A 12,836-nucleotide genomic window follows, 5' to 3' on the forward strand; every position below is an offset into this window, starting at 1 on the left:
AATATCCATAAAAATCCACCTCATATCAAATATGAAATTAAACAAGCCACACGGAAACTATTATCTAAATATCAAACAATCACATAATTTCACAAATAAAATATTTGATGAAACTAATTGGAACCAATACGATGAAAAATATACTTGTGACCGGCGGCGCTGGATACATAGGATCTCATTGCTGTAAGGCGCTGAAAACCGCGGGATACAATCCCATAAGTTATGACAACCTCTCCACAGGTTGGGCGAGGTCAGTCAAGTATGGCCCACTTGAAAATGGCGACTTGCGTGACCGAGCGAGATTGGACGAGACGTTCTCTCGCTGGAAGCCGAAGGCGGTCATGCATTTTGCCGCACTTAGCCAAGTTGGAGAGGCTGTCAAAAATCCAGGAAAATATTGGAGAGACAATATCCTTTCTTCATTGACACTCATCGAGGCCGCAGTTCACGCAGAATGTTTTGATTTCATTTTTTCTTCTACTTGCGCCACCTATGGAGATCAGGATGGTGTGCTTCTGGCGGAAGACTCTCCCCAAAGTCCGATCAATGCCTATGGCGCATCGAAACGAGCCATTGAGGACATGCTTCGTGATTTTGGAAATGCCCACGGCCTACGATCCGTCATCTTTCGTTACTTCAACGTCGCAGGCGCCGACCCGGATGCCGAATGCGGGGAGTTTCACGATCCCGAGACGCATCTGATCCCGATCATTCTGGAAGTCGCCTCAGGCGAACGTTCCACGCTGACGGTGTTCGGCGAAGACTATCCAACCCCCGATGGCACCTGCATCCGCGATTTCGTCCATGTAAGCGACCTGGTCGACGCCCATATATTGGGCCTGAAATGGCTGGAGGCCGGAAAAGGCAATCGCATTTTCTGCCTGGGAAGCGGCAAGGGTTTTTCGGTCCGCGAAGTCATCGAGCGGGCAAGGCGCCTTACCAATCGCCCAATTCCTGTCGAGATCGGGCCGCGCAGGCGCGGCGACGCCGCAAAGCTGGTATTAGGGAGCGCTCGCGCGACGGTTGAACTCGGCTGGGAACCAAAGCGCTCCTCGCTGGAGCTCATGATCTCTGATGCCTGGCAGGCATATTCCAGCCTTGAATGGCCAGTTACAAACTCCGAATAATCCCCAGCGTGATCCACGTAGTGATCTCCCATCATTGTCATCCCACAGACGTGCGAAACATCTAGCCCCCTCCCCAGACAAAAATGACTGCCCCGCCCTTGCGCCAACTTGCGGACGGTGAGGGACGGCACTCGACGGGACCGGAGGGCATCCATCCAGGATGGCAATACCCCCTCACCGACATCCTTTCACCCAACGGCAAGCCCTACGTCGTTGCCGTCGATCAGCCCCCACAACGTATCCGTTGGCAGCACCTGACGAATTGCCTACGCCAGATGCTCTTACCAGCTGACCTGATGGCGATCTTGACGTCATGCGCACCAGATAAACCTGGCACGCTCGCCTGAGCGCAACGCGCAAGTATAGTCTTCCCAAAATCAACTCTCGCATACCGTACCTCCATGATCGAAACGACATGGAGATCAGCATGCCCGGATCCGGCACCATTTATCGGATATTACTAATCCTTCTTGCGTCCCTCTGTCTTTGCGCCCCCTGCTGGGCGGAGATCGACTGGGGGGTCAACGGACACCCCATCGTCTCCTATTCCGGAGTCTCCGTCGACGAACAGCTTGATTTGGTCGAAAAGCTCGGAATGCGCTCGTACCGCGTCGACGTCTATTCGGTCGAGCAGATGGATCGCCTCAGCGCTCTTATCGAGGCAGGTAGAAAGCGCCGTATTACGATACTTCCGGTGCTCATCCTGCCCACCAACCTCGACGAACAGGGCGTGGAAGAACTTTACAAGGCTGCCTATGAACTAGCCTCGGCATTCGCCCTGCGCTTCGACGGCACGGTACATGTGTGGGAGCTGGGCAATGAGATGGAAAACTACGCGCTGATCCGACCGTGCGAGATGCGTGACGACGGCAGCAAATATCCTTGCGAGTGGGGAATTGCCGGTGGAGTCGGCCCCCTTGACTATTTCGGACCCCGCTATGTGAAAGTGGCCGCGGTTCTGCGTGGCCTGTCCGACGGGATCAAGGCGTCGAACCCGTCAGCCCGCCGCGCGATCGGGACCGCAGGCTGGGGTCACCTTGGCATATTCGACCGGCTGCATCAGGACGGCATCGCCTGGGACATCTCCGTCTGGCACATGTATGGAGAGGATCCTGAGCCGGGGTTCAAACATCTCGCGACATTTGGCAAGCCGATCTGGGTTACCGAATTTAACCACCCCTATGGCAGCCAAGGCGGAGCAGCCGAGCAGGCGCAAGGCCTCATCAAGTGGATGAAGCGGCTGGAAGAACTAAGCGCCCCCTATAAGGTTGAAGCGGCCCATATTTACGAATTGCTCGACGAACCCTATTGGGCACCCAGCTACGAAGCATTCATGGGACTGCACACTCTTACCCCGAGGCAGGACGGCGGCTGGCAGCCGGCTGAACCCAAGCCGGCGTTCCTAGCGGTGCAGGAATTCATCGCCGACGCCCACAGGTAGACGCCGACACCCACCGTAGCGTCCCAAAAGGATAAAGTCGTCCCACTCCCACACCCCCTCTACGTCTTAATAGCTCATTTACGAACGCCTCGTTTCAGAAGTAATTTCAATCAATAAATATAAAACAAAACTCAAATTTTAGGACACACGATCGATAAGCATCGAACCATCTATAATATTTATTTTAAATTACAGAATATAAATATTATGGACAACAAAGCAAATGATGTTGAGGAATGACAGATCATGAATATACAGATCAACCTCGATACGCTTGCGCTCGTAAAGCACGATCTGCCTGCCACAGACACCCCATCCAGCCCTCCCGCAGCTCAGCAAAGCGACCACGTGTGCACGGGAGGATGGCCCAAGAGAGCGATCGACATCACCCTCGCCTCTCTTGGTCTAGCCGCGCTTGCCGTACCAATGCTCGCAGTAGCAGCACTGGTACGGATTACGATGGGCAGCCCGGTCATCTTTAGACATGTCCGCGTCGGCCTCGGCGGCACCCCCTTCGAATGCCTGAAATTCCGAAGCATGATTGCCGGAAGTGAGGCCGTGCTGGCACGCCACCTTGCTGAGAACCCGGAGGCGGCAGAGGAATGGAAACAATCCCGTAAGCTCAAGAACGACCCGCGCATTACGTGGCTCGGTCGAGCTCTGCGTATGTCGAGCCTGGATGAACTCCCCCAATTGCTCAACGTCCTTAAGGGCGACATGAGTTGCGTCGGGCCCCGCCCCATCGTGTCGGAAGAGCTCGAACTCTACGGCATAGAGGCTGAAAAGTACCTCAAATCCCGGCCTGGCTTGACCGGACTTTGGCAGGTTAGCGGACGCAGCAGCTTGACCTATGCGGAGCGCGTAGCCTTGGACGCCGCTTATGTGAACGATTGGTCGATGTGGAAGGATCTAGGAATCATCGCCCGCACGGCGCCGGCAATGCTGAAGTCACATCAAACGTCTTGAATCGCACATTGCCTCCGAGCAACACCTATTCGCGATCAAGCAACGAATCAACAACGACCCCTGCAAAATAGGACAGCTGATAGACAACCATCAGCAAAAATCCGACCCATATCGCATCCAAGGCACCACGACCACATGAAGTGGTGACGATATACACAGAAATTAATACAAACAAACTTGACGGTATTAACAAATATACCCTCATTAGAAATCCAGAAATTACTCCAATAGCCAATATATATAATACAGTCATGAACTTCATCATTTGATCAACTCTCATTTAATTCTACATTTAATTAATTGTATTATAAATCGACACACGGAACAATATGGGATTTACAAATCTTGCAAACGATGATTATAGGATTAGCTGTTTGCACTCTATTGTTGGCATTTGGTCGAACTCGATCAGGATCGCTGATCGTCGCCCTGATTGCCTCTGTGGCGTTCGGAAGCACCTCGATCGCATCACTTGGTGGCCTAGGCACACCTTTGATCTATGTCGCATTCGAAATGATACTTATCATTTCGATCTTGGTGAGGCGCCGCCTCCCAGACGAGCTCGCACGCATATTTCATGAATGCCCGACCGCTTGGGCCGTGCTCGCCCTGCTCATCTACGCCTCAGGATCGGCGATCATCCTGCCACGGCTTTTCGCTGGCATGACGGGAGCGTTCGTTCCGGTGGACGGACTTGTCTCGGAGGTGCCGCTCGCGCCCGTATCGGGCAACATCGCACAGAGCGGGTATTTCGTCCTCGGCGGCTTCATATTCTTTAGCCTCACCCTCCTGCTGCTGGCGCGATCCGGCGCAACACAGGCAAAAATAATTCCCCATGCCCAGGAAAGGAATAACGACGAATACCTGCTTCTTCGGGCCATCGGTAAGGGCTTCTTTTTCTGGACATGGCTCAACGCCGCAACGGGCGTCCTCGATCTCGCCAGCAAGCTGGCAGGTGGAGGAGATGTTCTACTTCCACTCCGCACGGCGGGTTACGCGCTGCTCACGGAAACCGAACATGCCGGTTTCTGGAGAATAACCGGCCTTCATCCGGAGGCCTCGGCGTTCGGAGCCGCCGCACTGGCGGGACTGGCTTTCTCCTTCACCTATTGGAGAGCCACGCGTTCGGGCAACGCACTGATCCTAGCCATCGCGCTGCTGTCGTTAACGCTGCTGTCGACTTCCAGCACCGCTTACGCAGGCCTTGCAGTGCTCGTAATGGTCGCGTTTCTGGCGGCCATACGTTCGTTGCTGCGCGGGCGCCTGCTGCACACTGATGCGACCTGGCTCGGAGCGGTGTTGATCGCTGTTACGGTCATCCTCGCCCTGGTGCTGATAAACGACGAAGCCTTCGCTAAGGTGGAGACGTTGCTACGCGCCACCATACTCGAGAAATCGAACTCGTCATCGGGCATCGAGCGCGCCTACTGGAATCAGCGCAGCTTGGATTCCTTCTTCACGACATCGACGTTCGGCATCGGCCTAGGCAGTTCGCGCGCCTCGAGCTGGGCCATTGCAGCTCTCTCGCAACTCGGACTGATCGGGTCGATGCTGCTTGGCTTTTTGATGGTAACCATCGCATGGTCGCCACATCGCGGAGAGTGGGGAAACCCTCCTCTCGGCTCCGAGCCCCGCAATGTCATCGCCCTTCATGACGGCGTGCGCGCCGCCGCCCTGACCTCGCTGCTTGCCGCAACCATCGGCGGTGGAGCCGCCGATCCGGGCGTCCTGTTCTTCATCTCATTGGCGACGCTGTACGGCTGTCGTCGTTACCTGCAACGCCAGCGACGACCCTCGACAGGACTGCCGCCCACCGAGCCCATTCGCAAGGGCTCCGTCCCTCAGGAAAACCGATATGATTCCCGTCCAGGCGAAGGGCCCCTCCAGCCAGCAACGGCTGGATGAGATCGATGGCCTGAGAGCGATCGCCATGACGATGGTGATTGCGCAGCATTGCGGCATCGCCCCTTTCGGGTGGACCGGCGTATGGCTGTTTTACTGCATCTCCGGCTTCGTCATCACGCGGAGGTTTGTTCAAGATGATCTAACGCGCCTGCCCATGCCCGAGGGAAGCCGCTACCTGACATTTGTCTATAGGCGTTTCTTTCGTATCGTTCCGATCTATCTCCTATATCTCGGGCTTGGATCGAGCCTTCTTCTTCTCACCGAGCGAACAGAGAGCATCCAGAATATTCCCTTTCTCCTGACGTTCACCTTCAATTGGCAAGCGATATTCCAAATTTGGCCGGCGCCCGACGGCCCCTTCGGACCGTTATGGACGCTCAGTGTCGAGGAACAATTCTATCTGGTATTTCCAGCGTTGTTTCTGATCCTTCCGCGTCGTCGATTTCTTGCCGTTGCCACCATACTGATTGCCGCCGGCCCGTTGATCCGCCACTTGATGTCGGGAGTTCTCTACCGGATGTCCCCCGATCCGGACTTCGTTGCGTTCGGGGTTTATGCGAGTTCCTTCACCCAGTTCGACGCCTTTCTTATGGGTGCGCTAGTGGCTTGCCATGAGTCACGGCTCCGGGCGCATCCAATAATAGTGAAATATTTTTCAATGATCGCCGCCATAGCGATGCTGATATATGTCGCCACTTACGTTGGAATTAATATTTCCAATGGCTCCAGGGGCATCGACATCGTTCGCAACATCATATCGGGCGTACTCTGGGGCAATGGTAGAGAGACCGTACTCTACACGGTCCTCGATCTCGTTTGGATCAGCGCCATCATGTGGACGCTGATCAAGCCGAAGCTATCCCGCCCACTTGCATGGCCCGCCTTTGTCTTTGTGGGACGCGTCTCTTATGGCGGCTACCTTTATCACGCACTCGTCCTCTGGGTACTGTTCACCACTGTGATCTCCGCCGATCCGACGCTCGCCATACCGTCGAGACTGCTGCTGTTCGTCGTCGTCTGGTGCATCACCGTGACGCTCGCCAGCATCACCTATCACTGGTTCGAGATGCCGATCATGGCCTGGGCGAACAGACGATTGCGCCAGACCCCTCGCCAAATGGGCGACGCCACCTAAGGCACTTGGGCAGCGGGAGCTCTCTAAAGGCGTAGCGGCTCGCCTCTTGGACCGTGCCGGATACTGTCGATGCGGGCCGGCACAAGGGCCGCCGATGCTAGTTGTTCTCCACGGCTTCCGGCGCCGATCCGCGACGCAGATGGCTCTACGTTTTTCTCCGGCACAGGAAGTGAGGATTTCATGGTCGGACTTCGACGAGCGCTGTTCTTTTCCATAACCGAACGCTATGTATCCATCGCGCTGAACTTCGTCATGGTCGCAACGCTTGCCCGCCTTCTGACGCCCGAGGAGTTTGGCTATTTGGCCATCGGAGCGGCGGCAATCGGATTTTCCGAATGTCTGAGGGACTTTGGTACCAGCGGATATCTCATCCAGGCTCGGTCGGCGACGCACCTTGCCGCGCGCACAGCGTTTACGGTCATGCTGACATTAACGCTGGCCGTAGCGACAGCCTTATGGGCAGCTGCGAGCCCGATTGCCGAGTTCTATGGAAAAGCGGGCTTGGAGTTCTATCTTCACATTACGGCACTTGGGCTACTAATGGGGCCTTTTGCGGCGCCACCATTGGCGCTCCTACGCCGCGACATGCAGTTCCAGGTTGTGGCAATCATCAACGTCGCCAGCGCCGTGACAATCGCTCTGGTGACAGTTTCGCTCGCGGTGATGGGCGCCAGCTATATGAGCTTTGCCTGGGGCATATGGGCCGGCGCCGGCGTAACGGCCGTACTGGCCGTGCTGCTACACGGTGATATGCGGATATTCCGCCCGAGCCTCGCGGAATGGCGGGAGATATTGTCATTTGGCGGGTATTCGAGCGCGGCAGGCATATTCTGGAAACTTCAGGAGTTCGTGCCGTCACTCATCATCGGCCGTCTCATCGACTTTAATGCCGTCGGCCTGTTCAGCCGCGCGGTCATGGTCTGCCAATTGCCCGACAAGTGTCTTTTGAACGGCCTCATGCCGGTCGCGCTGCCCGCCCTTGCTTCGGAGGCGCGGGCCGGGCGCAATCTGGCGAGCGCCTATCTCAAGGCCACCGCTTACATCACCGCGATCCAGTGGCCATCCTTGCTTCTATTGGCCTGCCTCGCCCATCCCGCCGTGCTGATTTTGCTCGGCACGCAATGGCTGGACATCGTTCCCCTGATCCAGATCATCTCGCTCGGCCTGCTACTGTGTTTTCCGACGATACTCTCCTATCCGCTGCTGGCTGCAGCCGGAGGAATCCGCCACGCGATGATCGGCTCGCTAGTCGGCCTCCTGTGCAGCATAGGCTTTGCTTTGCTCCTCTCCCGATGGGGATTGACCGCCATGGGGTTCGGCATCGTTCTGACCATCAGTACCCAGTCGGGCTTTTCGCTGTATCTCATCCGTCTGTACGCACCGTTCAACCTCAGCGAATTGGCCAACACTTTACGCAAGAGCGCCGTGACAGCAGCCACGACCGCATTGGTACCGCTCCTGGCAGTCGCACTGAATGGATTTGACTTCGACTTCTCCATTACCGAGGGCATAATGGTTGGCATAGGCTCGGTGATCGCCTGGATCGTAGCTATCCGCTGGACCGGACACGCCCTTGAGGCCGAGGTCGACTTGGTCTTCGATATCCTGAGACGAGTTTGCCGGACCACCCACCACGAGATCCGCACGCGCAGTACGAGTGCCCGTGGTTCGCGTACCGGAGAAACCTAGGCACTGTAGACAGACGTCTATGGTCATAGCCTTGCTGCGGTGAGGCCTAGCAAGGCCGTGAGGGATTTTGAGATCTTTTCATAGTGCGTGGCGACGCCCCGGCATTCCGGAGTCGCGCAGGCCCGCCGGATCGACACCTGCCACTCATTATACGTCATGCCGGCCAGTTCGCGCTCGCGACCAAGCCTCCGGCTTTCCGGCGAATGATTTCCTGCTGAATTTCACGATCGAGCGGCAGATCAGTGACGAGCTTCCTCAGCTTCGTCTTCTCATCCCCGAGCTGCGTCAGCTCAGCTGTCGCATGTCAAGCAGGGCAAGGCCCTCATGTCCTTTTCGTTGAAGGATGCCATCTGGCGGATCCCAGCCCAGCGGCAGCCGCCCGCTCCCTGCTACAGGATGAACACCTTTTGCGCATCCCGAAATCGATGCTGTCATCGTGTTCCGCCCCTCCAGCGAATGGATCCCGGCGCGGAACACTCCAGCCTCAAACGATCCGATTTTCCGGGAGACGATCAATCATGACCGACATACGAAAATTCGCGCACGGCACTCCGATCTGCTGCCATCCGCATCCGGATCGACACAATATTTTCTTAAAACCACGGAAACTTTAGAAATATATTTACTTATTATACTCGCCATTTCCTTCCGGAATCATTTGAGAAATGAGCAACGCAACCTCGGTCCGGTTTTTTGCCTTAAGCTTCTTCATGATATTACGCACATGAACCTTCACGGTACTCTCGCACATGCTAAGCTGGTAAGCGATAACCTTGTTCGGCGCACCTTTGCTTAGTGCTCGCGCGACCAGCATCTGGCGGTGCGATCCGAAAATGGACCCCCCATCGGCTGGCTGACCGAAATCTCCTTTTGGAGTAGCCACCATCCCCATAAGGCTAGAGGTCGGCACATAAGTACCGCCTGCCTTCAACAATTGGAGGACTTGAGCCAGCACTTCGACCGACAGACTCGTCGGAAGGTACCCCTGCGCGCCCCCTTGCATGGCCCTCAGGACGAGAGTGGGCGTTTCATGATCCGACAGGACAGCGAACTTGATGGAAGGTCTGCGCGCCTTGAGCTGTGCAATGTCACGCTCCAGGCTCGCCGCAACGCTCTCTCCACCGGGTGCGGAAGTCATGGACAAAAGCACCAGCGCCGTATCGCCGCTGTCCTCTGCTTGCATCCACTCAGACAGGCTCCCGTAGCGTTCTATCTCGACAGAGAACTCAGCCGCGCGGAGCGACTGCAGCATGCATTGAGCGTGAAGTATGCGAGGTTCTATTAAAATAATTCTCGCCCCGCCCCGCTCTGCATGCACGAGATCCTTATTCGGAATCATTTCAACATCGCCATACAAACTACTACGAGATACCGAATGGCGATTTTTTTGATTTGATACGGAATTATATACACTGGAGCACTCGAAGTTCATTATATATCCCTCCCTATTTACGTACACGCCCCCTTCGATGACAGAAATGCACTTCATATTCTTGCGAACAAAGACAACATATCAGTTTGGGCGCATGACCGTTGAAGCGTATTTTGCGGCGCACATAACCCAAGGGAATATTACGAATTTTGAACCGTTAGCGAGACAGTTCAAAAGACGTATGCGGAGTCACGTTCGGATGCCTCTGAACCGCTCCGGGTTTGTCGGAGGCCCCAACTCCTGAGAGGATGGGGCTATGACGAGCAAGACGACGAACAAGTTCTCGCCCGAGGTGCGCGAGCGGGCTGTGCGGCTGGTGCTGGACTACGCGGCTGAACACCCTTCGCGCTGGCAGGCTATCGTGTCGATTGCGGCCAAGATCGGCTGCTCGGCACACTCGCTGAACGAATGGGTGAAGAGGGCCGAGGTCGACGCTGGCCGCCGAGCCGGAGTGTCGACGGACAATGGCGGCGAAGCTGAAGGCCCTCGAGCGCGAGAACCGCGAGCTGCGGCAGGCGAACGAGATCCTGCGCAAGGCATCGGCATATTTCGCCCAGGCGGAGCTCGACCGCCGGTCGAAGACATGATCGCGTTCATCGATGATCACCGTGGTGCGTATGGGGTCGAGCCGATCTGCAAGCTGCTGCCGATCGCCCCATCGACCTACCATGCTCATGCCGTCCGGCGGCTCGATCGGTCAAAACTGTCGGCACGAGCGAAGCCGGACGAGGCCTTGCGGCCGGCGGTGGCTCGGGTCTTTGCCGAGAACTTTGAGGTCTATGGTGCGCGCAAGGTCTGGCGCCAGATTGCGCGAGGGGGTCGACGTGGCTCGCTGCACGGTAGAACGGCTGATGCGTGGCATGAGCCTTGCCGGCGTGATCCGCGGCAAGCCGATCCGCCCAACCGTGCAGGATCAAGCGGCACCGTGCCCGCTCGACCGAGTGAGCCGGGTCTTTCATGCCCCGGCGCCGAACAGGCTGTGGCTGTCCGACGTCACCTATGTCAGCACCTAGTCAGGCTCTGTCTACATCGCCTTCGTGATCGACGCCTACGCCCGCCGCATCGTCGGCTGTCGGGTGAGCCGTACTGCTCATGCCGGCTTCGTGCTGGATGCTCTTGGGCAGGCGCTTCACGAGCGACAGCCCGTTCATCGCGGCGGCCTGGCGCACCATAGCGACCGCGGCTCGCAATATGTCAGAATCCGCTACACCGAGCGTCTGGCCGAAGCGGGCATCGAGCCCTCCGTCGGGAGCGTCGGCGACAGCTACGACACCGCCCTCGCCGAGACGATCAGCGGCCTCTACAAGGCCGAGCTCATCCATCGGCGTGGTCCCTGCGCTCCTTCGAGGCCGTGGAGTTCGCGACGCTCGCCTGCGTCGACGGGTTCAACCATCTGGCACGATTTCGCGACGACCTGTTCAGGCTTGCGCTTCTTCTGCGTGATTTCGCCATCCCCCAAAGGCTCGAAAGCTCCTTCAAGGAGGCCCATTGTTGAGCGGAAAGCTAAGCAGGTCGATCAGTATCTGCTAGATTGGAGTCTGCTGCCGAGCGAGAACATACGCAATCAACGCGCGCAACTGATCCTGATCGATACGGATGTCTGATTGGGCGTGCACGACGACGTCGTACAGCGCGGGTAATGTTGCGGCGCATATCGCCGTCATAGCGGCCGGCAATGATGGGTAGTGATAGCTCGTTCTCCAGCCGGCCAGCGTTTCTGGCGGAGGAGACACACCGACCGTTGTCTCGTGGTGAGCATGTTTCTCAAGCATTGCTTCGGGATCGAATTCGTCCCCGGCCATAATCAATCCCCCAGCGCTGCGCTCTGAATGTTTCTCCATAGCGCGGTTCTGCGCCACCGCTGTGCCCTCTTCGGGTTAGTCCAGCATGCTCCTTTTGACGTGCCCGCCGAATACTGCGAGAGATGCCCCGCTTCGGCGCAGTGACCGAATGAGAAGTGCCCTAGGCAATCACCGAGCAGGCCCACGCCCCGGTCATCATATCCGAATTGGCATTCTACCCGACCGATTTGGAGGTAACCTGATTCATGTTTCGCCAGCCCACAATCTCGCGGATTTTGAGCTTGAGCTTCTGTGGTTGGGCTGAGGAACAGGCAATGAACAAAAAGACCTTTTACGTCGTTCAGGCCTATGAGACCGGCAAGCGTGGCGTGACCAGTGTTGGCATTCCAATCGAGGCCCGCACCTCAGAGGACGCGACACGGATTGCCAAGCGGCTTAGCATTATCAGGCTGGGTGCCATCGCCTTCTCACGCGACTCGGGCTCCGATGAGAATAGCCTTAGCAAGCCAGTGATTATCGCGTCATTTGGTCAGGTACCAGAAACTGCTATTTTAAGGGAAGACGTTCCCTAGACTTCCCCACGGTTAACACTGGTCGATCATCGCCTCCACCAGCGTTCTGGCCCGATCCAGAACGCCGTTGGTTGACTCGCTTTGTTCCTGCAAAGCGTCGATCGCCAGCAAGACGCGGTCATAAAGGTCGATGGCGTCCTGTCGAGTGATAGCATCTTTCGATCTGAGAAGGGCGACAGCTTGATTTCCTGAAAGGAATGCAATCAAAGCCATAGCTCTCAACATGTCACGGTCCATGTTCACCGCTTCCCCTACACTTCTACCGCCATTGTTAATCCGAGCCGCGGGGAAGTCGACTATGATAAATGGATGGATCTCAGCGAAAATTTGTCATCTACCAAACCGTAATGACCGTTGTTCAACCGAAATGTGAGAATGTCTCAAAGTTCGGAGCGATTCAAAGATTCGAGATTCTATATATCTGACGGACTGTCAATCACGACGCCGAAAACCCGAATTACTTTCTCAGAAATAAATCGCTCCGATTGAGTAGTCCCGATTTCAGTCCATCGCATAGTCGACTTGGTATTCGAACCTGATGCGATCTGGCAGCGCGGCATGATCCCGGTCAGCACCGGAGGGCTACGACATAGTGACGAGCGGTGCGGCTCGATATTGCAACGCTTCCGCTGGAGCTCGACGAATATGCCCACTTGGCCTTTGGCCTGCTCCCTGGAAAGTGGTCCTCCGTGAAGTAGGCTTTCGGGCCTTTGGAGGATGGCGCCATGGCGCAGAAGAAGCATAAGCCTGAAGAGATTGTCGCGAAG

The 12,836-nt window shown here is 56.4% G+C and carries 10 protein-coding genes, 1 pseudogene and 1 other annotated feature; of the genes and pseudogenes, 8 read left to right on the top strand and 3 right to left on the bottom strand.

What is annotated here, in order from left to right; translation table 11 throughout:
• Nucleotides 1-131: 131 nt before the first annotated feature.
• The 6 genes from galE (at nucleotide 132) to KHC28_RS23930 (ending at nucleotide 8,263) form a co-directional block, all read left to right on the top strand.
• A complete protein-coding gene (galE, locus tag KHC28_RS23905) occupies nucleotides 132-1,127 on the top strand; it encodes a UDP-glucose 4-epimerase GalE (protein WP_246565120.1) in 996 nt (331 codons plus the stop codon).
• 415 nt (nucleotides 1,128-1,542) lie between these two features.
• A complete protein-coding gene (locus tag KHC28_RS23910; protein ID WP_246565121.1) occupies nucleotides 1,543-2,568 on the top strand; it encodes a glycoside hydrolase family protein in 1,026 nt (341 codons plus the stop codon).
• Nucleotides 2,569-2,814: 246 nt separating this feature from the next.
• A complete protein-coding gene (locus KHC28_RS23915) occupies nucleotides 2,815-3,534 on the top strand; it encodes a sugar transferase (protein ID WP_214010846.1) in 720 nt (239 codons plus the stop codon).
• 600 nt (nucleotides 3,535-4,134) lie between these two features.
• Complete coding sequence (locus KHC28_RS23920; protein WP_214010847.1) at nucleotides 4,135-5,439, top strand: O-antigen ligase family protein; 1,305 nt, start codon at nucleotides 4,135-4,137, stop codon at nucleotides 5,437-5,439.
• Entirely contained in the window at nucleotides 5,390-6,574 is a 1,185-nt protein-coding gene (locus tag KHC28_RS23925; protein WP_214010848.1) for an acyltransferase family protein, read from the top strand. The genes KHC28_RS23920 and KHC28_RS23925 overlap by 50 nt, the downstream gene beginning before the upstream one ends.
• A gap of 180 nt (nucleotides 6,575-6,754) precedes the next feature.
• Nucleotides 6,755-8,263, top strand: a complete 1,509-nt coding sequence (locus tag KHC28_RS23930) for an oligosaccharide flippase family protein (RefSeq protein WP_214010849.1) — start codon at nucleotides 6,755-6,757, stop codon at nucleotides 8,261-8,263.
• Between the two features lie 622 nt (nucleotides 8,264-8,885).
• On the opposite strand, the gene KHC28_RS23935 is transcribed toward KHC28_RS23930, so the two are convergent.
• Entirely contained in the window at nucleotides 8,886-9,695 is an 810-nt protein-coding gene (locus KHC28_RS23935; RefSeq protein ID WP_214010850.1) for a response regulator transcription factor, read from the bottom strand.
• 256 nt (nucleotides 9,696-9,951) lie between these two features.
• Here KHC28_RS23935 and KHC28_RS23940 point away from each other — a divergent pair.
• A pseudogene (locus KHC28_RS23940) lies at nucleotides 9,952-11,190 on the top strand (IS3 family transposase).
• Nucleotides 10,237-10,353: a sequence feature (AL1L pseudoknot), on the top strand. (Overlaps the previous pseudogene by 117 nt.)
• A 31-nt stretch (nucleotides 11,191-11,221) precedes the next feature.
• On the opposite strand, the gene KHC28_RS23945 reads toward KHC28_RS23940, so the two are convergent.
• Nucleotides 11,222-11,554, bottom strand: coding sequence for a hypothetical protein (locus tag KHC28_RS23945; RefSeq protein ID WP_214010851.1), 333 nt, complete (start codon nucleotides 11,552-11,554; stop codon nucleotides 11,222-11,224).
• A gap of 257 nt (nucleotides 11,555-11,811) precedes the next feature.
• Between KHC28_RS23945 and KHC28_RS23950 the strand changes: the two genes are divergently transcribed.
• A complete protein-coding gene (locus tag KHC28_RS23950; RefSeq protein ID WP_214010852.1) occupies nucleotides 11,812-12,069 on the top strand; it encodes a hypothetical protein in 258 nt (85 codons plus the stop codon).
• Nucleotides 12,070-12,081: 12 nt separating this feature from the next.
• Here the strand turns inward: KHC28_RS23950 and KHC28_RS23955 are convergent, their stop codons facing one another.
• Nucleotides 12,082-12,306 carry a hypothetical protein gene (locus KHC28_RS23955; RefSeq protein WP_214010853.1) on the bottom strand — a complete coding sequence of 75 codons (225 nt, stop codon included), beginning with the start codon at nucleotides 12,304-12,306 and terminating at the stop codon, nucleotides 12,082-12,084.
• Nucleotides 12,307-12,836: the final 530 nt, after the last annotated feature.

Source organism: Ancylobacter sonchi, from assembly GCF_018390695.1.
Classification (GTDB): Bacteria; Pseudomonadota; Alphaproteobacteria; order Rhizobiales; family Xanthobacteraceae; genus Ancylobacter; species Ancylobacter sonchi.